This is a genomic window from Variovorax sp. SG517 (assembly GCF_013376045.1).
Classification (GTDB): Bacteria; Pseudomonadota; Gammaproteobacteria; order Burkholderiales; family Burkholderiaceae_C; genus Variovorax.
On sequence record NZ_JABMJG010000009.1, the window covers coordinates 140595 to 166237 of the forward strand.

A 25643-nucleotide genomic window follows, 5' to 3' on the forward strand; every position below is an offset into this window, starting at 1 on the left:
CGGATTATAGGAAGAAAGACATCAACGCCCGGCGAGAAACTGCGTCATGCGCTGCAGTTCTTCGTCGAGCGCTGCGCGAAAGGCCGCATCGCGAGGCTTCCTGTCGGCGAAGCCGAAGGCCGGCTGCAGCTTTCCTTCCGGCGCGCTCACGTTGGCCCAGCCGATCACGCGGTCGTGCCACAGCATGGGCAGCGCGTAGTAGCCGAACTGGCGCTTCGGCGCGGGCGTGTAGGCCTCGAACTTGTAGGTCCAGCCCCAGAGCAGCTCGAAGCGGCGGCGGTCCCACACGACAGGGTCGAAGGGCGCGAGCAGGCGCACCGCGTCGTCGGGCGCGTGGCGGCGCGAGGCCGGGTTCTCGTCGGCGGGCCAGAACCAGGTGGTGCCGTCGATGCTGCAGCTGGCGAGTTCCTCGCGCGCGATGCGCAGCGCTGCCTGCGTCTGTGCCGAGAGATGCGGCGCACCGTACCCGAGCAGGCGCACGAGGTACGTGAGGCTCGATGCAGGAAGCGGCGCGTACTTGCGCACGACCAGTTCGATGAGCGCCGCAGCACGCCGGGCGCGGCCGGCAGGGCTGTCGTCCGCGGGCACGTGCGTCACCGCCGCGTAGACGCGCGTGCCGCTGTCGCGCCGCACCACGCGCAGCATTCCGCGATAGTGCATGCCGTCGAGCAGGTGCGTGGTCGCGTTGCTGGAGCCACCCCAGTAGTTCTTGATGCGGCCGTGCGCGAAGTGCTGCTCGACCTGGCGCGGATGCACCGGGCCATGCTCCTTCACATAGGCGAGCACGTCGGCCGCCTTGCGCCGCGTGTCGGCGTTCCATGCTTGCTTGGCCTCGCGCGGATGCATCAGTGCCAGATGCTCGCGCGGCAGGAAGCCGTAGTTGACGAGGCAGTCTTCCTCGACCGCGAGGCGCGTGTAGCGGCTTTCGAGATCGCCCGCGCGGTAGTCCTTCACGCGATGGCGCAGCGTCAGGTCTTGCGCGCGCGCCGGAGCGCGGATCGGGTCGGCCTGCACGAAGCCGAGCAGGCGGATCGCGGCGGGTAGCGTCGTGGGCTTGAAGAGGGTGCGCGCCACTGCGTAGTGGCGCAGGTCGTCGAGGGTCGGGGCAGGCATCGGCGGATTGCAGCACAGGCGGGGCGGTTTCGCTTTGCTGGGTTTGTTTGTTGGCGCTGTTGTTCGGGGCTTGCTCACGCCGACGGGGTACCTTGCTCCGCGAATGTCCCCCGGCCTTCGGCCTCCTCCTTTATTTCGCTGCGCAAGGCACCCCATCGGCGTGAGCGTTCTGCGCTGCTGCGGCATGGGCTCACGGGGGCTCGCGCACTGCGCATTGCGGAAGCTGCATTTGTTGGCAGTCTCGGCGACTTCCTGCTGAGCGGAGCGGTGTCTTGCAGGGTTCTTCTCTAGAGTGAATGCCCCTGTCACTCAACACCCCGCCAAGGGGTGCAGAAAGGCGCCACCCACTCAAGTCACCCAGATGTTCGAAGGCTGCTTGCCTCGCGGCAGGTCGTCGGTGCGAAAGCAGCGATGCAGATGCGAGGTATCAAAAGGCGACGGCCAGGGTGTTACTAGCACCCCGACCGTCTAACCAAGTTCGTGCAACACCTTGGAAGGACCGCACAAAAATGGCTACCAAGACTATAGCCCGGCCTCGCACGCCGGTAGCTTCCGCAGAAACCGCCCAACAAGACCCGGCGGATCTTCTTGAAAACACCCTCACTCAGCTCGAAGCCCTCCTGTGGGTCTGCCATGGTGAAGAGATCGACTGGTGCAGCGGGGATGGGCCTCGGCAACTGAACAATCTGCTTTGGCTTGCGGCCGAGATGGCGCGCAAGGCGGGGGAGTTGTTTCAGGTGAGCGAGAAGGCGCGGCGTGGGACGCCTGAGACCGGCGAGTAGCGGTCGGTCTGCGGGCCGCGGATTTCGCGGCCTGCGTGAAGGCTTCCTGGAGTGAGAGGCCCAGAGCCTGGCCCGCCCGAATGGCCGAGAGCAGGCGCAGGTCGGATTCGGTGAACTCCAGGTAAGGCCGAGACGCGCCGGCTGGCCCTGTGCGCGGCGACAGCAGGCCTTCGCGCAGTTAGTGCCTGACGGTCGTCTGCCTGACTCCTCGCGGCGCGCGAATCTCGACTGGCCACTCGGCAACGTGCAAGGCGCAGTCGTCCACGACGCCTTCGATCATGTCGCCAAGAAGTGGGGGCTACCGCTTCGGGCCTTCGTGCCATCTTGCGGCGAAGCGCCGACGACTGGACAGAAGCGGCGCGCGTGACGTTGAGAGTCAGTCGAAGGCAGCGGACCTCGACCTGCATTAACGCCAACTAGGGTCTCGACGAACGTTCCTCGAAGATCGGCCCCGATTTTCCGGCTGTAGATTTAAGCTGCGCGTCGGCGAGTTCTCCAAGATTTCTTATAGCCCCTTCCAAGCGCGGGTCGCCGAGATGCCCGTAGTTGATGCGCAGGTGCCGGGTGTATCGGCGGTCGGCTGAAAACAAATGGCCCGGCGCTACGCCTATGCCGAGCTGAAGAGCGTCCTGGTGCAGTGCGAGCGAGTCGACGCCTTCTGGCAGCGCGAGCCACAGGAAATAGCCACCCTCGGGGCGCGTGACCCGCGTTCCAGTCGGAAAGTATCGTTCGATAAGTCGCAAGCATGCAGCCTGCTGGCGGCTGAGCGAATGTCGCAGGGCGCGCAGGTGACGATCAAAACTCCTGTGTTGGAGGTACTCCTGCAACGCCAGTTGCGAGGGGAGTGCCGTCGCCAGCGAGCTCATCAACTTGTTCCGACCCAAAGTGGCTGCAAAGCGACCGCCCGCTACCCAACCGATGCGATATCCGGGTGCCAGGGATTTCGAGAAGGAACTGCAGTGCAGCACCCAGCCAGCCCGGTCCCAGGCCTTGGCTGGTGGCGGTCTCCGAGCCCCATGCGCGAGTTCGCCATACACGTCGTCTTCGATCAGCGGTATGGCGCGGGTGGTGAGCATGCTGACCAGTTGCTCCTTGGCTGCGTCGCTCATGGTGCAGCCCATTGGATTCTGGAAGGTCGGCATGAACCAGCAGGCCTTCACCGGATGCTGGTCGATCACGCGAGCAAGAGAGCTGAGATCTACGCCTGTACGCGGGTGGGTCTCGACCTCGACCGCGCGAAGACCTCGCCGTTCCAGTGCCTGCAACGCACCATAAAAGGTTGGCGTTTCGATCGCCACGACGTCGCCCGGCTGCGTCACCGATTCGAGCGCAAGATTGAGGGCCTCCATCGCCCCGCTGGTGATGACCAGTTCAGACGCGGGAACATCCATTCCGACGCTGCCGTAACGCAGGGAGATCTGATGGCGTAATTGGGCGTTTCCTGGTGACAAATCTTCGACGGTCTGCCAGGGATCCATCCGCTTGAGCGCTCGCGTCAGGCCGGCGGCAAGTTGTTCGAAGGGAAACAGCTCTGGCGACGGAAAGGCCGAGCCGAGCGGGACCATGTCGCGCTCGCGAGCCTGCGCAAGGACCTGAAAGACAAGCGACGAGACGTCGACCGGCATGGACCGGAGGACAGGCTCGGTGGCGGCGAGTTCATTGGTCGGCATTTCCGCCCCCGCTCGAACGAAGTATCCCGACCGCTGCCGCGCTTCGACAAGCCCCTGCGCCTCCAGCAGGTAGTAGGCAGAGAACACGGTGGACGCGCTGATGCCCATTTGCGACTTCAGTTCGCGCACGGAGGGAAGGCGATCGTTCGCCTTCAGGCTACCCGCGCGAATACGCTGGGCGATGTTGTCGGCAAGCTTCTCGTAGCGGTTCATGGGCATCTCTTTCTGATACGGGCGTTCTGGACCGCTCCCGAGATTGTCATATCAGACGTTGGCCTGCCCGACGCGGCTACCGGCCTCCTTGCATCTGATACGGAGATTTTCAGCTGATCTGGTTATGTACGTATCAGCCTGCAAGATGAACACTCGACAGCACGATGAGAGTGCTTCTGTGTGCAGGCGGACTGCTCCGCCTTTCGACGCGTCTTGCAGACGCCCATTTAGCTGACCGCTACCGTTCGTTGGATTGATTAATCAACCAATTAATTAATCTTTCCGTTTCTTCATCGGTCTATTGAGCTACTCGCCGCACTCGGGCATTTCTCGGTCTGTCACCTGATGTCTTTTCAATCATGAATTCAATCCCTATCTCTTTTGTTATTTTTAAGGTTCTCGTGCTCAGCGTGGGCATGTATTTGGCCGTCAAGTGGCATTACGAACGGGGACAGAAGTACAAGAATCAAAAGACAGCTGCAGTGGTCCTGACATCCATCCAGGTGGGCTCGGCGTTCGTCGCTTCTGCGTTCCTCGTGCTCTTCCTCACCTTTGAGTTTTGCAATTGGATAGGTCTGGATCTGACCATGCGGTGATTGGAGGTTTACGGTCGATAGCCTGAATACGGTGCGACAAACGGCTCGATCCGCTGGATTGCTGAGCTATCGAAGGTGCCATCTGCCAGAACATAAGTGAAGCAGTGGCCTTGGTGCAGCAAGAAAACTGCTGCACTTGGTGGCAGGGTCAAAGATGCGCCGAGGCCACGATGCGCCGGGCATAGTCGCTCAGTTCGGCCATTCGCCGTGACTGGCGCAAAGCTTGGGTATCAGCAAACACGGGCATGAGCGGTCAGTCGCATTAGTAGTTGACGCGCGCGAGATCGAAGCGTCGTGCAGCGATACCCGCAGCGAAGTAAGGACGAGGGCGAAGCCCGGGGGGACATTCGCGAAGAGGCGTACCCGTGGCCTGTGCACTCGCCCTGAACAACGCGAGCACAGAGCAGTGTTAGACAGCCTGCTTGTGCCGCTCGATGCAGACGTCCAGCGTCTCATCCCCAGGCCGCTGCCACCAGTCGAGGTTCGAAAAAATCTCCACCTCGCTGAACCCTGCAAAGCCCGCGTCTTCCGCCCACCCGCGGATCTTTTTCAGCTCGACCACGCCATCGCCCATCATCCCGCGGTCACTCAGCAGATCGCGCGTAGGCGTGAGCCAGTCGCAGACGTGATACGCCAGCAGGCGCTCGCGGCCGGCGCGGACGATCTGCTGCTGCAGTTTCGGGTCCCACCACACGTGGTAGATGTCCAGGGCCACGCCGAGCATGCCGCTCCTGCCCGCGTCGAGTTCGTCGCACAGGTCGAGCGCATGTTCGAGCGTGTTGATGCACGCGCGGTCGGCCGCCTGCATCGGGTGCAGGGGCTCGATGGCGAGCGGCATGCCGACCTCGCGGGCGTATTCGAGCGAGGCGGCGATGCCGTCGCGCACTTCATTGCGGGCGCGGCCGATGTCCTTGTAGGCGGCCTTGCCTTCGAGCGCGCCGGGCAGGGCGCCGACCACCAGCACGAGGCAGGGAGCGTCGAGCGTCTTCGCCTCGTCGATGGCGCGGCGGTTGTCGTCGAGCGCGGCCTTCAGGCCGGCCGCATCGGGCGAGGGGAAGAAGCCGCCGCGGCAATAGCCAGAGAGGCCGATGCCGTGCGCCTTCAGCTGCTTCGCAACCTTGTCGAGGCCGACCGCCGCGACCTGGTCGCGCCAGGGGCTGATCGCGCGGATGCCGCGCTCGGCGCACTGGTCGATGATGCGGTCCAGCGGCACCTCGGCGCCCGACTGCTTGCGCACCGTGGCGGTGTTGATCGAGAGCCAGTCGTGGTTCTGCGAGAAGTCGCGCATGCTCGTCTTCAGCCTTCCACGCCGTGCAAAGCCAGCAGCGTCTTCATGCGCTGCACCGCCAGCTCGGGCTGCTCCAGCAGGTTGGCCGCGTCGGCCAGCCTGAAGAGTTCCGCGAAGTGCTGCAGCGAGCGCGTGCTCTGCTGGCCGCCGACCATCGTGAAGTGCTTCTGGTGGCCATTCAGCCACGCCATGAACACCACGCCGGTCTTGTAGAAGCGCGTGGGCGCGGCAAAGATGTGGCGCGACAGCGGCACCGTGGGGCCGAGGATGTCGTGGAACTTCTTTTCGTTGCCTCGCGCCAGCGCACCCAGGGCTGCGCTGGCCGCCGGCGCGATCGCGTCGAAGATGCCCAGCAGCGCATCGCTCTTGCCGTGCGTGGGTTCGCTGCCGACGCCGTCGCCCGCGATCAGCTCGGCGTAGTTGAAGTCGTCGCCGGTGTACATGCGCACGCCCGGCGGCAGGCGGCGGCGCATCGCGATCTCCTTGTCCTTGTCGAGCAGGGAGATCTTGATGCCGTCTACCTTGTCGGGGTGGGCGGCGATGATGCCCAGTGCCGTGTCCATAGCCGCATCGGCGTTCTTGGTGCCCCAGTAGCCCGCCAGCGCAGGATCGAACATGTCGCCCAGCCAATGCAGCACCACCGGCTGCTTCGCCTGGCTCAGGATGCGGTCGTACACGCGCTCGTAGTCGGCGGGGCTCTTCGCCACGCGGGCCAGCGCGCGGCTGGCCATGACGATCAGCTTGCCGCCGAGCGCCTCGATGGCGGCCATCTGCTCCTCGTAGCCGCGAATCACGTCGTCGACGCTCTTCACGCTGTCGATGTCCAGGTGGTCGGTGCCGCAACCCGAGGCGACCAGCGCGCCGGGCACGTCCTTCGCTGCGTCGAGCGAGCGGCGGATCAGCTCCAGCGAGGTGGGCCAGTCGAGGCCCATGCCGCGCTGCGCGGTGTCCATGGCCTCGGCCACGCCCAGGCCCAGCGAGAACAGGTGGCGGCGGTAGGCGATGGTGGTGTCCCAGTCGACCGCGCACTGCAGCCACGGGTCGATGGCGGCCGTCGGGTCGGCCACCACGTGGGCGGCCGAGTAGGCGATGCGGTTGAACTTGACGCCCGCATCGGGCTTCACCGGCGCGATGCCGCGCAGCGCGTAGGGTGCGAGCGTGCCGCTGGCGGTGGGGAGGTTCAGCGAAAGAGCCATGTCAGACTTTCAGCGTGGGCACGTCGACCCAGCGGCGGTCCTTCCACGACTCGAGCGCGGCCTCGACCAGCTGCACGCCCTTGGCGCCTTCGGGCAGCGTCCACTTGTAGGGCGCGTCTTCCACCACGTGGCGGATGAAATGCTCCCACTGGATCTTGAAGCCGTTGTCATACACCTGCGAGTCCGGAATCTCCTGCCACTGGTCGAAGAAGTTCATGGTCTGCTTCTCGTCGGGGTTCCATACCGGGCGCGGCGTGGCCACGCGCGACTGGGCGCGGCAGCTCGAAAGGCCCGCCACGGCCGAGCCGTCGGTGCCGTCGACGTGGAACGTCACCAGGTCGTCGCGGCGCACGCGCGTGACCCAGCTCATGTTGATCTGCGCGATGACTGGCTCGCCGTTGTGGCCGGTGAGTTCGCATGTGGCGTAGGCGGCGTCGTCGGCGGTGGCCTCGTAGGGCTTGCCGGCCTCGTCCCAGCGCGTCGGGATGTGGGTGGTGCCCAGGCAGCTCACCGACTTCACTTCGCCGAACAGGTTGTCGAGCACGTAGCGCCAGTGGCACATCATGTCCAGGATCATCCCGCCGCCGTCTTCCTTGCGGTAGTTCCAGCTCGGGCGCTGGATGGGCTGCAGGTCGCCCTCGAACACCCAGTAGCCGAACTCCAGGCGCACGCTGAGCATGCGGCCGAAGAAGCCGGCGCGGCGCAGCATGTCGAGCTTGCGCAGGCCGGGCAGGAAGAGCTTGTCCTGCACGGCGCCGTGCTTCAGGCCTTGGGTCTTCGTGGCTTCCTCGGCAAGGCGGGCGATCTCGACCGCCTCGTTGAGGTTGGTGGCGATGGGCTTCTCGCAGTAGACGTGCTTGCCGGCGCGGATGGCCTTGGCCAGCAGGGCGGGGCGCATCTGCGTGGTGCCGGCGTCGAAGAAGATGGTGTCGTCCTTGTTCTCCAGCGCCTTGTCGAGGTCGGTGCCCCAGCGCGGGATGTTGTGCGCCTTGGCGAGCGCTTCCATCTTCTCGGCGTTGCGGCCGATGAGGATCGGGTCGGGCATGACCTTGTCGCCGTTCGACAGCGTGACGCCGCCCTGGGCGCGGATGGCGCAGATCGAGCGGATCAGATGCTGGTTCATGCCCATGCGCCCGGTGACGCCGTGCATGATGATTCCTAGACGTTGGGTGGCCATCGTTTTCTTCCTTGGGTGCGAGAGATTGGTGCGGGCTGGACGCGCGCTTCAGTAGACGGAACGCATCGCGTCCCACGAGATGCCTGCGCCTGGCTTGCCGGTGGCGAAGCCGGGCGCGGCGTTGAGCGAGGACAGGTCGAGCTGCCCTTCGCGGATGGCGAGGCGCACTGCGCCGTCGCTGGTTTCGTAGAGCCCGGGGTGGGCGCGCAGCAGCGCCTGCTGCTCGGCCTCGGGCGCCGCCGCCAGGCCGTTGACGTAGTGGTGGCCGTTGCGCTCGACGTGCGAAAGGCCGAGCCAGGCGACGAGTGCCAGGTCCTGCTGCACGCCGATGCCGGCCTGCATGGTCAGGTCTTCGCCGGAGAGAAAGTAGCGCGGCTTCTCGAGCGCGGCATTCCACTGCGCGCAGCGCGCGGCATTGATCACCGACTTGTAGAAGCCCTTGCAGCTCTTGCTCGACACGCCGGTGTAGCCCAGTGCGCGAGCCTGCACGAAGGCGTCGAGCGAGGCGTCCGATTCGTCGATGAGCAGCGGAATGCGCTTGCCCAATGACACGTCGCGCTGCAGTGCCGCATCGCGGCGAATCGGCTGTTCGACGAACACCGTCTTCTGCGCGAGCTTCCACAGCGTAGGAGTGGAAAGCATGCGGTCGAGGAAGGTGGCGAAGTCGTCGGCATCCGCGTACTGCTCGTTGCCGTCGAGCGTGACCAACTGCGCCTGGCCGTCGATCACGCGGGCGATGCGCTGGAGCCGGTCGATGTCCTGCGCGGTGTTGCCGCACAGCTTGAGCTTGAAGTGGGTGTGGCCGTAGCGCTGTACGGCGGCCTGCAGAGTTGTGGGCAAGCCATCGGAGGGAGCGTCGGGCGAGGCGTCGTACTCGTCGATGGCGTCCGCCAGACCGACCGTGTGGCGCGCGGCGATGCGGCTGCGCGGTGACTGCTTCGCCAGGAAGGCCGGCATGTCGAAGCCTGCGAGGTCGTCGGCCAGGCCGCTGCCGGCGATGTCGATGCCGCAGAGGTTGCCGCTCATCGCCGCCGCGAAGCTCGTGCCGCTGTGCAGGCACAGCGCATCGAGCAGGGCGCGGTCGATCAGCGCCGGGCCGTAGCTCGCCACCAGCGGCTGCAGGCCCTTGGCCCTGGCGCGCGACTGCAGCGCGGCGTAGTTGGAGGCGAAGTGCGTCCAGGCGGTCTGCGCATCGGGCTCGGCGGTGTAGGCCTCGCGGGCGTCGCGCAGCGCGAAGCGCAGCTGCTCGAAGTTCTGCTCGTTGTTGAGTGCCGGGTTCTTGTCGAACCACTTCGGAATCATCATCTCCGCCGCACAGCCCTCGGCCGTGCGGCCGTCGGCGAAGCGGATGCGCGCCTTCACATAGACCTGCGGGCAGGCCGTGACGGTGGCGGCGCCGAAGCGGAAGGGCAGCCGCAGCGCCACGTTGCGCTCGGCGAAGCGGATCTCCTCGACGTGAAAGCGGATCGCGTCCATGGCCTGCATCTGCTCTTCAGTGGTCCAGGATGCCTTGCGAGTAGAAATGCGCGCGCACCAGCTTCGTGTAGGCGCCGAACTCCGGCGAGGCCATCACGTCGAGCGTGCGCGGGCGCGGCAGGTCGATGTCGTACACGGCGGCAATGGAGCCGGGGCGCTCGCTCATCACCATCACGCGGTCCGACAGGAAGATGGCTTCTGGAATGCTGTGGGTGATGAGCATCACCGTCTTCTTCGACGTCATCCAGATGCGCTGCAGCTCCAGGTTCATCTTTTCGCGCGTCATCGCGTCGAGCGCGCCGAAGGGCTCGTCCATCAACAGCACCGAGGGGTCGTGCAGCAGGGCGCGGCAGATCGACGCGCGCTGCTGCATGCCGCCCGAGAGCTGCCACGGGTACTTCTTCTCGAAGCCCTTGAGGCCGGTCATCTCCATCAGCTCGCGGGCGCGCGCCCTGGCCGACTCCATCGGCATGTGGCGCATCTCCGCCTGCAGCAGGATGTTGTCTTCCACGCTGCGCCAGGGCAGCAGCACCGCGCTCTGGAACACGATGCCCACGTCCTTCTGCGGGCCCTTGATCGGGTGGCCTGCCAGCGTGAGGCTGCCGCCGCTGATGGGCAGCAGGCCCGCCACCATCTTCAGCAGCGTGCTCTTGCCGCAGCCCGAAGGGCCGACGACGGAGACGAACTCGCCTTCCTTGATGGCGAAGTCGAGCGGCTTGAGCGACTCGACCGGGCCGTCCTTGCTGGGGTAGATCTTCGAGACGCCGCGCGCTTCGATCAGGTTGACTTGGGACATGGAATGCGTGAGAGGTGACTGCTGCGGAAGGCGCGCGGATTCAGGAGAGAGGGAAGGTCAGGGCAGGAAGTCGAGGGTCACATAGTCTTCGGGCTTGCCGCGCGTGGCGGCATCCATGCCACCGTACTGCACCAGCAGGTCGAGCGAGTCGTTGACGTTCTTCATCTGCACGCGGAAGGGACGCTGGTTGGCGGTCTCCTTCGTGTGATAGAGCGCCACGCTCTGCTTCATGCCCACGATGAGCGTGTCGCGCACGCCGGCCTTGGGGTTGGCCTTGAGCATCGCGTCGACCGCGGCCTCGGGGCTCTTCTCGGCGGCTTCGGCGGCCTTGGTGGAGGCGCGCATGAAGCGCTTCACCAGGTCGGGGTTCTCGGTCAGCAGGTTCTTGTTGGTGATGATGCCGGAGCTGATCTGGTTCACGCCAGAGTCTGCGAAGCGGATCGGCGTGACCGGCTTGCCGGTGGTGTCCTGCAGCTTGATGGCCTGGTCCATCACGTAGCCGAGCAGCAGGTCGGCCTGGCCGTTGATCACCGCATTGAGCTTGGTCTGCGCGTCGCCCGAGACGGTCTTGATCTGGTCGGGCTTGATGTCGTTCATCTTCAGGAAGAGCGGCCACATCTGCGACATCGAGTCGCCCGGTGTCACCGCCACGGTCTTGCCGATGATGTCCTTCGGCGTCTTGATGTTCTTCTCGGTGAAGCCCATCACCGACATCGGGCTCACCTGGAACAGCACGCCGGTCGACTTCAGCGGCGCGCCCTTGGCGGCGGCCTTGATCATGGTCGTGACGTCGATGTAGCCGAAGGTCGCCGACTTGGCGGCAACAGCTTGCGCCGTGACTGCGGAGCCGCGGCCTTCCTGGATGTCGAGGTCGATGCCTTCCTCGGCGTAGAAGCCCTTTTCCTTGCCCAGGAAGAAGGGCGCGTGCTCGCTGTACAGGTACCAGTTGAGCATCAGCGTGACCTTGTCCTTGGGCTTGTCGCCCTGGGCGTGCGCCGGGGCGACGGCGAAGGTGGCGAGCGCGGCTGCTGCGAGCAGCGTGGGGAGCAGTTTCTTCATGGTGTTGTCTCCGGGAGTTGTTGGCTTTTGCGAAGGAACTCGGTGAACTCAATGCGTGTGGCGCTGCGATGCGTGCCACGGAATCATCACGCGCTCGACCAGGTCGACGGCGACGAAAAGAATGACGCCGATGCTCGACAGCACCACCAGCGCGGCGAACATCAGAGGCAGGTCGAAGTTGCCGTTGGCCACCTGCAGCACGTAGCCGATGCCCGAGTTGGAGCCGACGAACTCGCCGACCACGGCGCCCACCACCGCCAGCGTGACCGACACCTTCAGCCCGCTGAAGATCTGGGGCAGCGCCTGCGGCAGGCTGATCTTGAAGAAGGTCTGCAGCCGGCTCGCGCCCATCGAGCGCGACAGGTCGAGCATGTCGGGCTCCACCGACTTGAAGCCCATCACCGTGGACACCACCACCGGAAAGAAGCCCAGCAGGAAGGCGCTGATCACCTTCGGGAAGATGCCGAAGCCGAACCACACCACGAAGAGCGGCGCGATCGCCACCTTGGGAATGCTCTGCGAGAACACCAGCAGCGGATAGACGTACGACTCGACGACGCGCGAGTAGGCGATGACCATCGCGATCGGAATGCCGATCAGGATGGTCAGCCCGAAGCCGCCGAGCGTGGCGAGCGTGGTCTTCCAGCTCTCAGCGAGCAGGCGCGGCCATTCGGCCACGAGCTGCTTCACGACCTCCCACGGCGGGGGAATGAGGTACGCCGGAATCTTGAACAGGCGGATCGCCAGGTCCCACAGCACCAGCAGCAACAGGATCAGGATGAAGGGGCGCAGGGCCGGGGAGAGCAGGAGCTTGCGGAACATGGCGGGAGCCGGGGCTTTCAGGAGGAGCGTTCGGGATGGCTTGCGTTGCTTACTGTTGGACCGAGAGGCCGGCGGCCTTCACGAGCTGAGCGTTGCTCGCGATCTCTTCCTTGATGTAGGCGTCGAACTGCTCGGGCTTGAGCGTCCACGGGTCGGCGCCCAGCTTGGCGAAGCGCTCCTTCACCTCGGGTGTGGCCAGTGCCTTCGCCACCTCGGCGTGCAGGCGCTCGACGACGTCGCGCGGCGTCTTGGCCGGCGCCATCATTCCGATCCAGAAGTTGAACTCCGAGCCGGGCACGCCGGCTTCGCTGGTGGTGGGCACGTCGGGCAACGCAGCCGCGCGTTTGGGCGAGCCCACGGCCAGCGCCAGCAGCTGGCCTTCCTTGATCTGGCCGATGACCGGCGCGATGGGCGAAAAGTAGTAGTCGACGCGGCCCGAAAGCACCTCGGTCACGGCCTCGCCCGATCCCTTGAAGGGGATGTTGGTGGCATCGATCTTGGCGGCCATCTTGAACTTCTCGGCATTCAGGTGCGTGGCGCTGCCCTGGCCGGCCGAGGCGAAGTTCATGCTGCCGGGCTTGGCGCGCGCCGCGGCCAGCAACTGCGGCAGCGTCTTGATGTTCTTGCTCGGCGAGATCACCAGCGCATTGGGCAGCGAAGAGATCGGCGTGACGCCAGCGAAGTCGTGCACCGTGTCGAACGGCAGCTTGGCGAAGGTGGAGGGGCTCACCGTGTGCGACGACGAATGGATCATCACCGTGTAGCCGTCCGGCGCCGCCGCGGCCACGGCCTGCTGGCCGATGGTGCCGCTGGCACCGCCGCGGTTGTCGATCACCAGCGTCTGGCCCATGCTGGCGCTCATCTTGTCGGTGATCGCGCGGGCAATGATGTCCGTGGTGCTGCCCGCCGCAAAGGGAACGATCACGCGGATCGGCTTGTTCGGATAACCGTTCTGCGCCGCCGCCAGCCCCGGCAGCAGCGCCGCGATGCAGGTCAGCGAGGCAAGGACGGTGGTGCGTGCGGTGCTGCTGGCAATGAACTTCATGAATGTCTCCGCGCGGTCGGGCCGCATTCTTGGAATCGATCAATTCACCATTGAGTGAATTATTGATTGTAGGAACGGCCGCGCGGGAGCGTCAACGGGCGCTCCCTAGTGAATACCCGCAGGAGGAGGTTCAGTGGTTTTCGGGCGCAACTGCGCCGTTCACGACCGTTGGAACCGGCGCGGCCCAAGGCCAGGAACACCGTGGAACCGGCTTTGTCGGGCCACCGGTGTCGCCCCCGGTAGGGGGTGGCGAAGCGACACGAAGTGCGCGAGCCTGGGGGCGAACCTATTTCAGGACGTAGCCCAGGACCAGGTCGGTCATGTGCGAGAGGCGCTGCGCCATCGCCTTGGGTGCACGCAGGTCGCGGCCGAAGATGGCCGAGAGCGTGTGGTTGTTCGAGAGATAGAAGTAGCAGAGCGAGGCGATGGAGATGTAGAGCTGCACCGGATCCACGCCTGCACGGAACAGGTCGTCGCGGCGGCCGCGTTCCAGCACCGTGTCGAGCAGTTGAACCAGCGGCGAGTTCATCTCCTGGATGCGGTCCGAGCGTTTCAGGTGCGCCGCACAGTGCAGGTTTTCGCTGTTGAGCAGCGTGATGAATTCCGGGTGCTCGAGGTAGTAGTTCCAGGTGAACGACACCAGCTGGCGAATCGCCTCCACGGGGTCGATCTCTTCGAGGTGAAGGCGCTGCTCGGCTTCGCGGATGTCCGCATAGACGCGCTCCAGCACCGCGAGGAACAGGTCGTCCTTGCTGCCGAAGTAGTAGTAGATGAGGCGCTTGTTGAGGCCTGCGCGCTCGGCGATGCTGTCCATGCGCGCGCCAGCGAGCCCGCGTGAGGAGAACTCGTCGCGCGCCGATGCGAGGATGGCCAGCTGCGACCTGTCCGCATCGCGCGAGCGGGGTTCGATCGCTTCGATCGCGATGTCGGGCGTGGGGTCCTTGGGGGCCTTCATGGCGCGAATTTAACTGGTTGGGGAATTAACGCAAGGCGTCTGGAGCGGGCGCACATAATTGCCGGAGACATTCGTAGCGAGGTTTTTCTTCACATGAGTACATCACAACCCGCGGGCCACCTGATCGTGGAATGCCTGGTCGAACAGGGCATGGAGATCGCATTCGGCGTGCCCGGCGAGAGCTTCCTGGCGGTGCTCGACGGCTTCCACGCCTACCGCGACCGCGCGCGCTTCGTCGTCAACAGGCAGGAGGGCGGCGCCGCCTTCATGGCCGAGGCGCACGGCAAGCTCACGGGACGGCCGGGCGTGTGCTTCGTCACCCGCGGTCCGGGCGCGACCAATGCGTCGATCGGCGTGCACAACGCCTTCCAGGACTCCACGCCGATGGTGCTGTTCGTAGGCGACGTCGGCAGCGACTTCCGCGACCGCGAGGCCTTCCAGGAAGTCGACTACGCCAGCTTCTTCGGCCCGAGCACCAAGGGCTTCGCCAAGCGCGTGGAGCGTATCGACGACGCGAACCGCATTCCCGAATACATCGCGCGCGCCTTCGCCACCGCGATGAACGGCCGGCCGGGGCCGGTGGTGCTGGTGCTGCCGGAAGACATGCTGCGCAGCGAGACCACCGCGCGTCCGCTGGCGCGCGTGGAGGCGGTGGAGCCCTGGAGCGATCCGGGCGCGCTGCGCACCCTGCGCGAGCTGCTGCTGAAGTCGCAGCGCCCGCTGGTGATTGCCGGCGGCGGCGGCTGGACGGCGCAGGCCGCGCAGGCGCTGCAGCGCTTCGCCGAGAACTGGCGCCTGCCGGTGGCGAATGCCTTCCGCTTCCAGGACACCTTCGACAACCACCATCCGCAGTACGCGGGCGACGTCGGCATCGCCATCAATCCGAAGCTCGCGCAGCGCGTGAAGGACGCCGACCTGATCCTCGCCATCGGCCCGCGCCTCGGCGAGATGACCACCAGCGGCTACACGCTGCTGGAGGCGCCCAAGGCGAAGCAGACGCTGGTGCACATCCACGCGAGCGCCGAGGAGCTCAACCGCGTCTACCAGGCCGATCTGGCGATCAACGCCGGCATGAGCGCGGCTGCGCGCAGCCTGGAAGTGCTGAGCGCGCCGCCGACGCTGCCGTGGGAAGAATGGACGCTGCAGGCCCATGCCGACTACGAAGCCAACCTCGTACCCCAGCCGCTGGCCGGCATGCCCGCCGAAACGCCGCGGGGTTCGGTCGACATGGCGCAAGTGGTCGCGCTGCTGCAGAAGCATCTGCCGGCGGACGCGGCCATCACCAACGGCGCGGGCAACTTCGCGAGCTGGGTGCATCGCTACTTCCGCTACAGCGGCCTGGCCAAGGGCGCGAAGACGCAACTAGCGCCGACCAGCGGGGCGATGGGCTATGGCGTGCCGGCGGGTATCGCGGCCAACCTGGCGACGGGGCGCGTGGCCTTCACGATCGCCGGCGACGGCGATTTCCTGATGACGGGGCAGGAGCTCGCAACGGCTTCGCAGCACGGCGGCAAGAGCATCATCGTGCTGCTCAACAACGGCATGTTCGGCACGATCCGCATGCACCAGGAGCGTGAGTACCCCGAACGCACCAGCGGCACGGCGCTGCGCAACCCCGACTTCTGCGGGCTTGCGCGCGCCTACGGCTACGCGGCCGAACGGGTAACGGAGACGGCGCAGTTCGAGGCGGCGCTGCTGCGCGCGCTGGAGGCCGAGACCGGCACGCTGATCGAGATTCCGCTCGACCCCGAGGTCATCACCACGCGCGGCACGCTGTCGTCGATCACGCGCTCGGCGAAGCAGGCGCAGGGCTGAGCGCGGCGCGATGGCGGGCCACCTCCGCGCGCAGGAACGGCGAGCGCAGTTCGAACACGTCGAACAGGCCGAGCGCGTCGAGGGTGGGGATCAGCGAGGCGAAATCCTGCTCGGCGGCCTGCCGCTCTGCCGCGGATGTGGCGGCGTCCTCGAGGATGCGCGCGTTGGCGAGGAAGGCTGCGACCGATCCCTTGCGCAGTGCGCGGCCGTTGATGGTGGTGAAGTCTTCGCCGTCGGGGAGTACGTCCTGGGCTTTCATGGAGGCTGTTCCTTGGTTGGAGTTGAGAGGGTTTCGATGCTAGGCAGCGCCGCTCCTTCGGGCTTGCGGGGCAGGGCCAATCGATACCTCCGGCGGGCCACCCATGGCTGAACGGACGCCCGCGACGCTGTGGATCAACGCCTACGAGGCGGCGCGCGTCACCGGCTATCACTCGCACGAGACCGGACAGCTGTTCGCCTTGCGCGAGGGGCTTCAGGTCATCGAGACGCCGTCGGGCCGCTGGGTGCAGCCGCCGGGGTGGATCGGCTGGATCGCGCCGCGCTGCGCCCATGCGGCTCAGACCTTCGGCGCCACCGCGGGCTGGAGCCTGCACATCGATGCAATGACGGCACAGGCGTTGCCGGGCGTGCCGCACGTGTTCGCGGCGACGCCGCTGGTGCGTGCGCTGGTGGATCGGCTGACGGGCATGGATGCATCCGAGCCCCTGCTGGAGCCCCGCCGTGCGCGTCTGGTGGGCGTGCTTGTCGACGAACTCGCCGCGAGCGGCGTGGTATCACTGCACCTGCCGATGCCGCAGGACAGGCGCCTCGCTTCGATGGCAGCCGCGCTGGCCGACGATCCCGCCTTGCCGGATGGCATCGACGAATGGGCTGCTCGCATCGGCATGGCGCGAAGGACGCTCACCCGCCGCTTCGCCGCGGAGACGGGACTGAGCTTCGCACAGTGGCGCCAGCAGGCGCGGTTGCTGAAGGCCGTCGAACTGCTGAGCCTGGCGGAGCCCGTGACGGCAGTGGCATTGACGGTGGGCTACAACTCGGTGAGCGCCTTCATCGAGGCCTTCCGCAAGCACTTCGGCCGTACGCCGGCACGCTTCTTCGAGGAGGGCGTGGCCTTGCCGCAGGCGAAAAAAAAGCCCGCTTGAAGCGGGCTTTCCGATTCAGGAGCTCGAGGCCCCTGAGCGCTTACTTGACGTGCTTGCCGATCAGCGCTGCCAGTTCGAACATCGAGACCTGGGCCTTGCCGAAGATTTCCTTCAGCTTGGCGTCGGCGTTGATGTTGCGCTTGTTGGCCTTGTCCTGAAGGTTGTTCTTCTTGATGTAGTCCCACAGCTTGCTCACGACAGCGGTGCGCGGCAGCGGCGTGGAGCCGACGACGGCGGCCAGTGCCGGGCTGGGGGTCAGTGCCTTCATGAACGCGGCGTTGGGCGTGCGCTTCTTGGCGGGAGCGGCCTTCTTTGCGGGGGCCTTCTTTGCAGGAGCTGCCTTCTTGGCCGGTGCGGCCTTCTTTGCAGGAGCCGCCTTCTTGGCCGGTGCAGCCTTCTTTGCCGGAGCCGCAGCCTTCTTTGCAGGAGCGGCCTTCTTTGCCGGAGCTTTCTTGGCCGGAGCCTTCTTTGCAGTTGCCATGGTTGATTTCCTTTTTTGGTTGAAACAGTCACCAATGAAAAACTTGCGTCTCCAGTGGCAATGCGGATGCTAAAGGAGAAAAAACGCGTTTCCAAGGGAAAAAGCGCTTTTTTCATTGGGAGTTGTTGTTTTTTCAGAGGGGAGAAGGCCACTTCTTCACGTTCGGCGCCCGGGCCACGTGGCGAGCACCACGCCGACGAGAGCGACGACGAACGCAATCAGCTGTGGGGAAGAGAGGTTTTCGCCGAGCACGAGCACGCCCACGAGGGCTGCGCTCACCGGCAGCAGCACGGTGAAAACACCCGCTTGTGCGGCTGGTACGTTGCGAAGTCCGGTCATCCACAGCCACACGGTCCAGATGCTCGCGGCGAGCGCGTAGGCCACCAGCAGCGCCCAGGTGCCGAAGCGCACGGCGGTGAAGTCGAACTGCAGCGCGAACCAGATGCCGAATGGCATCGACAGGACGAAGCCCCAGAGGTTGATGAGCGAGGCGATGCGCTTCGGGCCGAGGCGCCCTGTGAGCGACTTGCCGATCACGGCGTAGGCCGTCTCGCAGAGCACCGCGCAGAACACGAGCAGGTTGCCGAGCCAGGGCATCGAAGCGGCAGAAGCGGCAGAAGCGGAAGCGGCGGCAGGCGACGCCGGTGCGTGCGCAGGCGACAGCGCGAGCAGCCCGATGCCGAGCGCCGCGCAGGCGATCGCCAGCCCGATGCGCACCGTGATGCGCTCGCGCAGGAAGAGCCAGCTGGCGACGGCAACGCAGGCGGGAATCGACGCCATGATCACGCCCGCCGACACCGCGCTCGTGAGGCTCACGCCGAAGAGCATGCAGATCGAGAACATGAAGTTGCCGAGGAACGACTCCAGGAACACCAGCCAGCGGGTGCGCGAGGTCATCGGCGGCTCGTCGGGTGCCCGCTTGAGCCAGTGCGGCATGGCCAGCGCCGCGATGCCGAAGCGCAGCCAGGCGAGCAGCAGCACCGGAAAGGCGGCGACGAGGGGCTTGGAGAGGGCGACGTAGCCGCCGACGAGCGACATGCTCAGGGCCAGGCAGCCATAGGCCACGAGGCGGCCTGATGCGTGGGCAGGGGAGTTCAATAGACTGAAGTGTTGTTGTTGCGAAGGAAGGAAGCGGTTTCGATGATGCCCCACGTTTTTGTTTACGGCACGCTGCGCCGCGGCGGGCGCAACGACATCGCGCGCTACCGGCCCGAGCCCTTGCTGGTGGGTGAGGCGGAGATCGCCGGCACGCTCTACGACTTCGGCGCCTATCCCGGCGTCGTGCTCGGTGGCGCGGGGCGGGTGAAGGGCGAGGTCTACGTCGTCGAGCCGGCGGTAGAGGAGGCGCTCGACGTGCTGGAAGAAGTGGCGGACGACGACTTGGGCGAATACATCAGGCGTCGTGTGCGTGTGAGCGTGGAGGGGCAGTGGATCGATTGCCTGGTCTACGAGATCCACCCGGCGCGCATCGCAAGCCGCCGCGTGATCGAAAGCGGCGACTGGATTGCTCATGCGGCGCTGGGAGGGGCATCGTTTTCACAACCGAAAGACTGATTGCGCATTGCGAAATTAAAGGCTGCTGCGCCGCAATATTTTTTCTCGATATGAGAAAAATAATTTTGCATTGAGGAATATCGCGGTAACTTGTTGATTTTGTTGATTGATAAATATGTCTTCTATAAGACATAAGAGTCCGACAGGGAGTTACAGTAACTCCACGGCCGCAGCGCCCAACCTTCAACCAACCTCACGGAGTGACCATGCCCCAGACCCTCACAGAACAACTGAGCCGCGAACAGCAGATCGCCGCACTCGAGAAAGAATGGGCCACCGACCCCCGCTGGAAGGGCGTCAAGCGCGGCTACAGCGCAGCCGACGTCGTGCGCCTGCGCGGTTCATTCCCCATCGAGCACACGCTGGCCAAGCGCGGTGCCGAGAAGCTCTGGGACAAGATCAACGGCGGCGCCAAGAAGGGCTACGTGAACGCTTTCGGCGCGATCTCCGCCGGCCAGGCGATGCAGCAGGCCAAGGCCGGCCTCGAGGCCGTGTACCTGTCGGGCTGGCAGGTCGCCGCCGACGGCAACACCTCCGAGACGATGTACCCCGACCAGTCGCTCTACGCCTACGACTCGGTGCCGACGATGGTCCGTCGCATCAACAACACCTTCCGCCGCGCTGATGAAATCCAGTGGGGCCGTGGCATCAACCCGGGCGACAAGGAGTTCATCGACTACTTCCTGCCCATCGTGGCCGACGCGGAAGCCGGTTTCGGCGGCGTGCTCAACGCCTTCGAGCTGATGAAGAACATGATCACCGCCGGTGCCGCCGGCGTGCACTTCGAAGACCAGCTGGCTGCCGTGAAGAAGTGCGGCCACATGGGCGGCAAGGTGCTCGTGCCGACGCAGGAAGCCTGCGAGAAGCTGATCGCCGCGCGCTTCGCTGCCGACGTGCTGGGCGTGCCCACCATCGTCCTGGCCCGCACCGATGCCGAAGCCGCGAACCTGATCACGTCCGACCACGACGCCAACGACAAGCCGTTCCTGACCGGTGAACGCACGCAAGAGGGCTTCTACCGCGTCAAGAACGGCCTGGAGCAGGCCATCAGCCGCGGCGTGGCCTACGCACCGTACGCCGACTTGGTGTGGTGCGAGACCGGCGTGCCGGACATCGGCTTCGCCCGCGAATTCGCGCAGGCCGTGCACGCCGCCTGCCCGGGCAAGCTGCTGTCGTACAACTGCTCGCCTTCCTTCAACTGGAAGAAGAACCTCGACGACAAGCAGATCGCCTCGTTCCAGGAAGACCTGTCGGCGCTGGGCTACAAGTACCAGTTCATCACGCTGGCCGGCATCCACGTCAACTGGTTCAACACCTTCCAGTTCGCCCATGCATACGCTCGCGGCGAAGGCATGAAGCACTACGTGAACATGGTCCAGGAACCCGAGTTCGCCGCGCGCGACAAGGGCTACACCTTCGTGTCGCACCAGCAGGAAGTGGGCGCGGGCTACTTCGACGACGTGACTACCGTGATCCAGGGCGGCTCTTCCAGCGTGAAGGCGCTGTCGGGCTCGACCGAGGAAGAACAGTTCCACTGATCCGACGGACAGTTTTCGCTGTCACTTTCAGCCCGGCCCTGTGCCGGGCTTTTTTGTTGCGGCCGCAATGAGGTCGGGCTTCGAGCCGCACTTCGCTCCAATGGGCGCTGGACGCATCCCGGGCGTGCAGCGGCTAGAATCGCAGACTCTGCACTCCAACAAGAGCGAGAAAGGCACCTTGGTTATGACACCGCGAACTACCCCGCAAGGTTTCAGCGGCTTTTTCTTCACCGAAGGAAAAGGCCGGTAGCCCGCGCTCGCTGGTTTTCGCCAGCTACACAACCAAGCAAAGCGCGGTCATCCACCGCGCTTTTTTGTTTTTCTCCCCGAGGTTTTCCCAAAATGATCCAGATCACGCTCCCCGACAACTCGCGCCGCGAGTTCCCTGGCCCGGTCTCGGTGGCCGAAGTCGCCCAGTCCATCGGTCCCGGCCTGGCCAAGATGACGGTGGCCGGCAAGGTCGACGGCAGGCTCGTCGATGCCAGCGACGTCATCGACCATGACGCGAAGCTGCAGATCATCACGCCCAAGGACGAAGAGGGCCTGGAGATCATCCGCCACTCGACGGCTCACTTGGTCGGCCACGCGGTGAAGCAGCTCTACCCGACGGCCAAGATGGTGATCGGGCCCGTGATCGACGAGGGCTTCTACTACGACATCGCCTACGAGCGCCCGTTCACGCCCGAGGACATGGCCGCCATCGAGGGGCGCATGCGCGAGCTGATCGCGCAGGACTACGACGTGATCAAGAAGATGACGCCGCGCGCCGAGGTCATCGAGGTCTTCAAGTCGCGCGGCGAGGACTACAAGCTGCGCCTGGTCGAGGACATGCCCGACGAGCAGGCCATGGGCCTGTACTACCACCAGGAATACGTCGACATGTGCCGCGGCCCGCACGTGCCGAACACGCGCTTCCTGAAGGTCTTCAAGCTCACGAAGCTGGCCGGCGCCTACTGGCGCGGAGACGCCAAGAACGAGCAGCTGCAGCGCATCTACGGCACGGCCTGGGCCGACAAGAAGCAGCTCGACCAGTACATCCAGCGCATCGAGGAAGCCGAGAAGCGCGACCACCGCCGGCTTGGCAAGGAACTCGACCTGTTCCACATCGACGAAGTGGCGCCTGGCGTGGTGTTCTGGCACCCGAAGGGCTGGGCCATCTGGCAGGCGGTCGAGCAGTACATGCGAGCCATCTACCGCGACACGGGCTACTGGGAAGTGAAGGGGCCGCAGATCCTCGACAAGAGCCTTTGGGAGAAGACGGGCCACTGGCAGAACTATCGCGACAACATGTTCACGACGGAGTCGGAGAAGCGCGAGTACGCGCTCAAGCCGATGAACTGCCCGGGCCACGTGCTCATCTTCAAGAGCGACCTGCGCAGCTACCGCGACCTGCCGCTGCGCTACGGCGAGTTCGGCCAGTGCCACCGCAACGAGCCCAGCGGCGCGCTGCACGGCATCATGCGCGTGCGCGGCTTCACGCAGGACGACGGGCACATCTTCTGCACGGAAGACCAGATCCTCGACGAGTGCATTGCGTACACGGCGCAGCTGCAGAAGGTCTACGCCGACTTCGGCTTCACGGACATCCTCTACAAGGTCGCGACGCGGCCGGAGAACCGCGTCGGCTCCGACGAGCTGTGGGACAAGGCCGAGCATGCGGTGATGGAATCGCTGCGCCGCTCCGGCGTCGACTTCGTCATCGCGCCGGGCGACGGTGCCTTCTATGGCCCGAAGATCGAGTACACGCTGCGCGACGCCATCGGCCGCCAGTGGCAGTGCGGCACGATGCAGGTCGACTTCAACACGGCCGAGCGACTTGGCGGCGAATACGTGACGGAATCGAGCGGCCGCGCGCACCCCGTGATGCTGCATCGCGCGATCGTCGGCAGCCTGGAGCGCTTCATCGGCATGCTGATCGAACACCACTCCGGCGCACTGCCTGCGTGGCTCGCTCCGGTGCAGGTTGCGGTGCTGAATATCAGCGAAGGGCAGGCCGATTACGCCTCGGAAGTTGCGAAAGCGCTGCAAAATCAAGGGCTTAGGGTCCAGCTTGACCTGCACAACGAAAAGATTACGTATAAAATACGGAAGCATTCGTTGCAAAAGCTCCCTTACATCGTTGTCGTGGGCGACAAGGAAAAGGAAGCTGGTGCCGTCGCAGTGCGCGCCCGGGGCAATCAAGACCTCGGTGCAATGTCCCTCGAATCGTTCGTGCAACGGCTCGTCCAGGATGTTGCCGACAAGCGTTGATTTGTCTTCGGAAAACCCCATATGTTTCCTTGCCAAATCGTGCCGCTTGTCCGCGAGGGCTGAGCGGCGTTCGCTACAGATTTTGTAGCAAATTTTGAAGGATCCTGACCATCGCTACTGCATTCCGCGACCGCCGCCACCGCGAGGAACGCCAACACCGCCTGAACCGGGAAATCATGGCCCCGGAAGTCCGCCTGATCGGCCCGGATAACGAGCAATTGGGTGTCGTGAGTCTTGCCGAGGCTCTACGCCTTGCCGGTGAGCAGGACGTGGATCTGGTGGAGGTCGTTGCGGCGGCCAACCCGCCGGTGTGTCGCCTGATCGAGTACGGCAAGTTCAAGTACCACGAGCAGAAGAAGGCGGCCGAGGCGAAGTCGAAGCAGAAGGTCATCGAGGTCAAGGAAATCAAGTTCCGGCCCGGTACCGACGATGGCGACTACAACATCAAGATGCGCAACATCCGGCGCTTCCTCGATGACGGCGACAAATGCAAGATCACGCTGCGCTTCCGTGGCCGCGAGATCACGCACCAGGAGCTGGGTCTGGCACTGCTGCAGCGCATTCGCGACGAGCTGGGCGACACGATCATCGTCGAGCAGTTCCCGAAGCTCGAAGGCCGGCAGATGATCATGATGATCGCGCCGGGCCGCAAGAAGCCCGGTGGCGGTGGGCAGAAACCGGCAGCGGATGCCGGCACCGCTCCGGCAGCGACGCCCGCCACGGCCTGACAGGGCCGAAGGCTGGAGCCGCGGTAGAGAGGTTTTGAAGGGATTTCGCCTTTGCCCGCGTTTCGCAAGAAGTGCAGGCAGGGGCGGGATGAAGAAGTGTCTCGGGGCCAACAAGTCCGTGGAGCATCCATGGCGCCTCACGAGCACAAACTAAAGGAGCATTCACATGCCCAAAATGAAGACCAAGAGCAGCGCGAAAAAACGTTTCCGCGTTCGTCCCGGTGGCACCGTCAAGCGCGGTCAAGCCTTCAAGCGTCACATCCTGACCAAGAAGACCACCAAGAACAAGCGTCACCTGCGTGGTGCAGTCGCAGTGCATGAAACCAACATGGTTTCTGTCGCCGCCATGCTGCCCGGCCGTGGCATCTAACTCAGACGAACAAGGAGTACACACATGCCTCGCGTCAAACGTGGTGTAACGGCTCGCGCCCGCCACAAGAAAGTTCTCGCACTCGCCAAGGGTTTCCGCGGTCGCCGCGGCAATGTCTTCCGCGTCGCCAAACAGGCGGTGATGAAGGCAGGCCAATACGCCTACCGTGACCGCCGTACCAAGAAGCGCGTGTTCCGTCAGCTGTGGATCGCGCGTATCAACGCCGCCTCGCGTGAACTGGGCCTGACCTACAGCCAGTTCGCCAACGGCATCCGCAAGGCCGGTATCGAGATCGACCGCAAGATGCTTGCGGACATCGCCGTGCACGACAAGGCCGCTTTTGCCGGCATCGTGGAGCAGGTCAAGGCCAAGCTGGCTGCTTGATTCTGCACAGCAGGGCGCTGCCTCCGGGCAGCTTCCTGCGCCCACGGCTCAAGGGCTGGCGCTTGAAAAGGCTCCAGCTCTTTTTTATTTCCCCTCGAAGATTTTTGTTGCTATGAACGAGTTGGACTCCCTGGTCGACACCGCACGTGCCGCCTTCGCCGAAGCGAAGACACCCGCCGAGCTCGAAAACGCCAAGGCCCAGTTCCTGGGCAAGTCGGGCCGCATCACCGAGCTGATGAAGGGCATGGCCGCGCTGAGTGTCGAAGAGAAGAAGTCCCGCGGCGCCGCCATCAACGTCGCCAAGCAAGCCATCGAAGCCGCGCTGACCGACCGCCGCCAGCAGCTGGCCGACGAAGAACTCTCGCTGCAACTGCGTGCCGAGGCGCTCGACGTGAGCCTGCCCGGCCGCCGCCGCATTTCCGGCGGACTGCATCCCGTGAGCCGCACCCTGGAGCGCATCGAGGAGATCTTCTCCAGCATGGGCTTCGACGTGGCCGACGGCCCCGAGATCGAGAGCGACTGGCACAGCTTCACCTCGCTCAACAACCCGCCGAACCATCCTGCGCGCTCGATGCAGGACACCTTCTACGTCGACCTGAACGGCGACGACGGCATCCCCTACAACCTGCGCCCGCACACCAGCCCGATGCAGGTGCGCTATGCGCATCAGCACATCAAGAAGTACGCCGCCGAGTTCGCGGCTGCCGCGGCCGACACCACCGGCACCGTGAAGGCGCCCGAGATCCGCGTGATCGCCCCCGGCCGCACCTACCGCGTCGACAGCGACGCCACCCATTCGCCGATGTTCCACCAGTGCGAAGGCCTGTGGCTCGGCGAGAACGTGAGCTTCAAGGACCTGAAGGTCGTCTTCACCGACTTCTGCCGCACCTTCTTCGAGCGCGACGATCTCGTGCTGCGCTTCCGCCCGAGCTTCTTCCCGTTCACCGAGCCGAGCGCCGAGATCGACATCCAGTTCGCGAGCGGCCCCCTGGCCGGCCGCTGGCTGGAGGTGTCTGGCTCGGGCCAGGTGCACCCGAACGTGGTGCGCAACATGGGCCTCGACCCGGAGCGCTACATCGGCTTCGCCTTCGGCATGGGCCCCGACCGGCTCACGATGCTGCGCTACGGCGTGAACGACCTGCGCCTCTTCTTCGACGGCGACCTGCGTTTTCTCTCGCAGTTCCAGTAAGCAC

General features: G+C 65.0%; 25 protein-coding genes. 11 read left to right on the forward strand and 14 right to left on the reverse strand.

Features of this window, described 5'->3' with window-relative positions:
• Nucleotides 1-21: 21 nt before the first annotated feature.
• Complete coding sequence (locus FHT32_RS25665; protein ID WP_176667413.1) at nucleotides 22-1113, reverse strand: DNA glycosylase AlkZ-like family protein; 1092 nt, start codon at nucleotides 1111-1113, stop codon at nucleotides 22-24.
• A gap of 509 nt (nucleotides 1114-1622) precedes the next feature.
• Here FHT32_RS25665 and FHT32_RS25670 point away from each other — a divergent pair.
• Nucleotides 1623-1895 (forward strand): hypothetical protein, encoded by a 273-nt coding sequence (locus FHT32_RS25670; RefSeq protein ID WP_176667414.1) that lies wholly within the window; start codon nucleotides 1623-1625, stop codon nucleotides 1893-1895.
• 416 nt (nucleotides 1896-2311) lie between these two features.
• Here the strand turns inward: FHT32_RS25670 and FHT32_RS25675 are convergent, their stop codons facing one another.
• Nucleotides 2312-3778: a PLP-dependent aminotransferase family protein gene (locus FHT32_RS25675; RefSeq protein WP_176667415.1), complete on the reverse strand. Its 1467-nt coding sequence runs from the start codon at nucleotides 3776-3778 to the stop codon at nucleotides 2312-2314.
• Nucleotides 3779-4137: 359 nt separating this feature from the next.
• On the opposite strand from FHT32_RS25675, the gene FHT32_RS25680 reads away from it, so the two are divergent.
• Nucleotides 4138-4374, forward strand: a complete 237-nt coding sequence (locus tag FHT32_RS25680) for a hypothetical protein (RefSeq protein WP_176667416.1) — start codon at nucleotides 4138-4140, stop codon at nucleotides 4372-4374.
• A 409-nt stretch (nucleotides 4375-4783) separates the two neighbouring features.
• On the opposite strand, the gene FHT32_RS25685 is transcribed toward FHT32_RS25680, so the two are convergent.
• From FHT32_RS25685 to FHT32_RS25725, 9 genes are all read right to left on the reverse strand, one after another.
• A complete protein-coding gene (locus FHT32_RS25685) occupies nucleotides 4784-5662 on the reverse strand; it encodes a sugar phosphate isomerase/epimerase (protein WP_176667417.1) in 879 nt (292 codons plus the stop codon).
• Between the two features lie 8 nt (nucleotides 5663-5670).
• Complete coding sequence (locus FHT32_RS25690; RefSeq protein WP_176667418.1) at nucleotides 5671-6858, reverse strand: dihydrodipicolinate synthase family protein; 1188 nt, start codon at nucleotides 6856-6858, stop codon at nucleotides 5671-5673.
• 1 nt (nucleotide 6859) lies between these two features.
• Entirely contained in the window at nucleotides 6860-8035 is a 1176-nt protein-coding gene (locus FHT32_RS25695) for a Gfo/Idh/MocA family protein (RefSeq protein WP_176667419.1), read from the reverse strand.
• Nucleotides 8036-8083: 48 nt separating this feature from the next.
• On the reverse strand, nucleotides 8084-9511 hold the full coding sequence (locus FHT32_RS25700) for an enolase C-terminal domain-like protein (RefSeq protein ID WP_176667420.1): 1428 nt from the start codon (nucleotides 9509-9511) through the stop codon (nucleotides 8084-8086).
• Between the two features lie 16 nt (nucleotides 9512-9527).
• Nucleotides 9528-10307, reverse strand: a complete 780-nt coding sequence (locus FHT32_RS25705; protein WP_176667421.1) for an ABC transporter ATP-binding protein — start codon at nucleotides 10305-10307, stop codon at nucleotides 9528-9530.
• 57 nt (nucleotides 10308-10364) lie between these two features.
• Nucleotides 10365-11366 (reverse strand): ABC transporter substrate-binding protein, encoded by a 1002-nt coding sequence (locus FHT32_RS25710; protein WP_176667422.1) that lies wholly within the window; start codon nucleotides 11364-11366, stop codon nucleotides 10365-10367.
• A gap of 48 nt (nucleotides 11367-11414) precedes the next feature.
• Nucleotides 11415-12188: an ABC transporter permease gene (locus FHT32_RS25715; RefSeq protein WP_176667423.1), complete on the reverse strand. Its 774-nt coding sequence runs from the start codon at nucleotides 12186-12188 to the stop codon at nucleotides 11415-11417.
• Between the two features lie 49 nt (nucleotides 12189-12237).
• The gene (locus FHT32_RS25720) at nucleotides 12238-13233 is read right to left on the reverse strand and encodes a tripartite tricarboxylate transporter substrate binding protein (RefSeq protein WP_176667424.1); all 996 of its coding nucleotides are present in this window, start codon (nucleotides 13231-13233) and stop codon (nucleotides 12238-12240) included.
• A 286-nt stretch (nucleotides 13234-13519) separates the two neighbouring features.
• Nucleotides 13520-14188, reverse strand: a complete 669-nt coding sequence (locus FHT32_RS25725; protein ID WP_176667425.1) for a TetR/AcrR family transcriptional regulator — start codon at nucleotides 14186-14188, stop codon at nucleotides 13520-13522.
• A 93-nt stretch (nucleotides 14189-14281) separates the two neighbouring features.
• Between FHT32_RS25725 and FHT32_RS25730 the strand changes: the two genes are divergently transcribed.
• Nucleotides 14282-16003 (forward strand): thiamine pyrophosphate-binding protein, encoded by a 1722-nt coding sequence (locus FHT32_RS25730; RefSeq protein WP_176667426.1) that lies wholly within the window; start codon nucleotides 14282-14284, stop codon nucleotides 16001-16003.
• Here FHT32_RS25730 and FHT32_RS25735 read toward each other — a convergent pair.
• Nucleotides 15972-16262 carry a hypothetical protein gene (locus tag FHT32_RS25735; RefSeq protein ID WP_176667427.1) on the reverse strand — a complete coding sequence of 97 codons (291 nt, stop codon included), beginning with the start codon at nucleotides 16260-16262 and terminating at the stop codon, nucleotides 15972-15974. The two genes, FHT32_RS25730 and FHT32_RS25735, sit on opposite strands and share 32 nt — an antisense overlap.
• A gap of 103 nt (nucleotides 16263-16365) precedes the next feature.
• Here FHT32_RS25735 and FHT32_RS25740 point away from each other — a divergent pair, with 103 nt between their 5' ends.
• On the forward strand, nucleotides 16366-17145 hold the full coding sequence (locus FHT32_RS25740; RefSeq protein ID WP_176667428.1) for a helix-turn-helix domain-containing protein: 780 nt from the start codon (nucleotides 16366-16368) through the stop codon (nucleotides 17143-17145).
• Nucleotides 17146-17185: 40 nt separating this feature from the next.
• Here FHT32_RS25740 and FHT32_RS25745 read toward each other — a convergent pair whose 3' ends face one another.
• Together FHT32_RS25745 and FHT32_RS25750 are read right to left on the reverse strand one after the other, a co-directional pair.
• Nucleotides 17186-17626: an SWIB/MDM2 domain-containing protein gene (locus tag FHT32_RS25745; RefSeq protein ID WP_176656515.1), complete on the reverse strand. Its 441-nt coding sequence runs from the start codon at nucleotides 17624-17626 to the stop codon at nucleotides 17186-17188.
• Nucleotides 17627-17782: 156 nt separating this feature from the next.
• The gene (locus tag FHT32_RS25750; protein WP_176667429.1) at nucleotides 17783-18724 is read right to left on the reverse strand and encodes a DMT family transporter; all 942 of its coding nucleotides are present in this window, start codon (nucleotides 18722-18724) and stop codon (nucleotides 17783-17785) included.
• A 42-nt stretch (nucleotides 18725-18766) separates the two neighbouring features.
• On the opposite strand from FHT32_RS25750, the gene FHT32_RS25755 reads away from it, so the two are divergent.
• From FHT32_RS25755 to pheS, 7 genes are all read left to right on the forward strand, one after another.
• Nucleotides 18767-19180, forward strand: coding sequence for a gamma-glutamylcyclotransferase (locus tag FHT32_RS25755; protein WP_176667430.1), 414 nt, complete (start codon nucleotides 18767-18769; stop codon nucleotides 19178-19180).
• A gap of 206 nt (nucleotides 19181-19386) precedes the next feature.
• Complete coding sequence (aceA, locus tag FHT32_RS25760; protein ID WP_176667431.1) at nucleotides 19387-20718, forward strand: isocitrate lyase; 1332 nt, start codon at nucleotides 19387-19389, stop codon at nucleotides 20716-20718.
• 342 nt (nucleotides 20719-21060) lie between these two features.
• Nucleotides 21061-22968 carry a threonine--tRNA ligase gene (gene thrS / locus FHT32_RS25765; RefSeq protein WP_176667432.1) on the forward strand — a complete coding sequence of 636 codons (1908 nt, stop codon included), beginning with the start codon at nucleotides 21061-21063 and terminating at the stop codon, nucleotides 22966-22968.
• Between the two features lie 101 nt (nucleotides 22969-23069).
• Nucleotides 23070-23696 (forward strand): translation initiation factor IF-3, encoded by a 627-nt coding sequence (gene infC / locus FHT32_RS25770; protein ID WP_176667606.1) that lies wholly within the window; start codon nucleotides 23070-23072, stop codon nucleotides 23694-23696.
• A gap of 166 nt (nucleotides 23697-23862) precedes the next feature.
• Nucleotides 23863-24066 carry a 50S ribosomal protein L35 gene (gene rpmI, locus FHT32_RS25775; protein WP_007832497.1) on the forward strand — a complete coding sequence of 68 codons (204 nt, stop codon included), beginning with the start codon at nucleotides 23863-23865 and terminating at the stop codon, nucleotides 24064-24066.
• Nucleotides 24067-24090: 24 nt separating this feature from the next.
• Nucleotides 24091-24450 (forward strand): 50S ribosomal protein L20, encoded by a 360-nt coding sequence (gene rplT / locus FHT32_RS25780; protein WP_007832499.1) that lies wholly within the window; start codon nucleotides 24091-24093, stop codon nucleotides 24448-24450.
• A 112-nt stretch (nucleotides 24451-24562) separates the two neighbouring features.
• Nucleotides 24563-25639, forward strand: coding sequence for a phenylalanine--tRNA ligase subunit alpha (pheS, locus tag FHT32_RS25785; protein ID WP_093202106.1), 1077 nt, complete (start codon nucleotides 24563-24565; stop codon nucleotides 25637-25639).
• Nucleotides 25640-25643 lie beyond the last annotated feature (4 nt).

Bases quoted from the DNA above. Each gene is read 5' to 3' on its own strand.
- FHT32_RS25725 (WP_176667425.1), bottom strand. From the start codon at position 14,188: ATGAAGGCCCCCAAGGACCCCACGCCCGACATCGCGATCGAAGCGATC.
- thrS (WP_176667432.1), top strand. From the start codon at position 21,061: ATGATCCAGATCACGCTCCCCGACAACTCGCGCCGCGAGTTCCCTGGC.
- FHT32_RS25755 (WP_176667430.1), top strand. From the start codon at position 18,767: ATGATGCCCCACGTTTTTGTTTACGGCACGCTGCGCCGCGGCGGGCGC.
- FHT32_RS25665 (WP_176667413.1), bottom strand. From the start codon at position 1,113: ATGCCTGCCCCGACCCTCGACGACCTGCGCCACTACGCAGTGGCGCGC.
- FHT32_RS25690 (WP_176667418.1), bottom strand. From the start codon at position 6,858: ATGGCTCTTTCGCTGAACCTCCCCACCGCCAGCGGCACGCTCGCACCC.
- FHT32_RS25740 (WP_176667428.1), top strand. From the start codon at position 16,366: ATGGCTGAACGGACGCCCGCGACGCTGTGGATCAACGCCTACGAGGCG.
- FHT32_RS25670 (WP_176667414.1), top strand. From the start codon at position 1,623: ATGGCTACCAAGACTATAGCCCGGCCTCGCACGCCGGTAGCTTCCGCA.
- FHT32_RS25730 (WP_176667426.1), top strand. From the start codon at position 14,282: ATGAGTACATCACAACCCGCGGGCCACCTGATCGTGGAATGCCTGGTC.
- FHT32_RS25720 (WP_176667424.1), bottom strand. From the start codon at position 13,233: ATGAAGTTCATTGCCAGCAGCACCGCACGCACCACCGTCCTTGCCTCG.
- FHT32_RS25745 (WP_176656515.1), bottom strand. From the start codon at position 17,626: ATGGCAACTGCAAAGAAGGCTCCGGCCAAGAAAGCTCCGGCAAAGAAG.
- FHT32_RS25700 (WP_176667420.1), bottom strand. From the start codon at position 9,511: ATGGACGCGATCCGCTTTCACGTCGAGGAGATCCGCTTCGCCGAGCGC.
- FHT32_RS25705 (WP_176667421.1), bottom strand. From the start codon at position 10,307: ATGTCCCAAGTCAACCTGATCGAAGCGCGCGGCGTCTCGAAGATCTAC.
- FHT32_RS25685 (WP_176667417.1), bottom strand. From the start codon at position 5,662: ATGCGCGACTTCTCGCAGAACCACGACTGGCTCTCGATCAACACCGCC.
- aceA (WP_176667431.1), top strand. From the start codon at position 19,387: ATGCCCCAGACCCTCACAGAACAACTGAGCCGCGAACAGCAGATCGCC.
- rplT (WP_007832499.1), top strand. From the start codon at position 24,091: ATGCCTCGCGTCAAACGTGGTGTAACGGCTCGCGCCCGCCACAAGAAA.
- FHT32_RS25735 (WP_176667427.1), bottom strand. From the start codon at position 16,262: ATGAAAGCCCAGGACGTACTCCCCGACGGCGAAGACTTCACCACCATC.
- FHT32_RS25710 (WP_176667422.1), bottom strand. From the start codon at position 11,366: ATGAAGAAACTGCTCCCCACGCTGCTCGCAGCAGCCGCGCTCGCCACC.
- pheS (WP_093202106.1), top strand. From the start codon at position 24,563: ATGAACGAGTTGGACTCCCTGGTCGACACCGCACGTGCCGCCTTCGCC.
- FHT32_RS25715 (WP_176667423.1), bottom strand. From the start codon at position 12,188: ATGTTCCGCAAGCTCCTGCTCTCCCCGGCCCTGCGCCCCTTCATCCTG.
- FHT32_RS25680 (WP_176667416.1), top strand. From the start codon at position 4,138: ATGAATTCAATCCCTATCTCTTTTGTTATTTTTAAGGTTCTCGTGCTC.
- FHT32_RS25675 (WP_176667415.1), bottom strand. From the start codon at position 3,778: ATGAACCGCTACGAGAAGCTTGCCGACAACATCGCCCAGCGTATTCGC.
- rpmI (WP_007832497.1), top strand. From the start codon at position 23,863: ATGCCCAAAATGAAGACCAAGAGCAGCGCGAAAAAACGTTTCCGCGTT.
- FHT32_RS25695 (WP_176667419.1), bottom strand. From the start codon at position 8,035: ATGGCCACCCAACGTCTAGGAATCATCATGCACGGCGTCACCGGGCGC.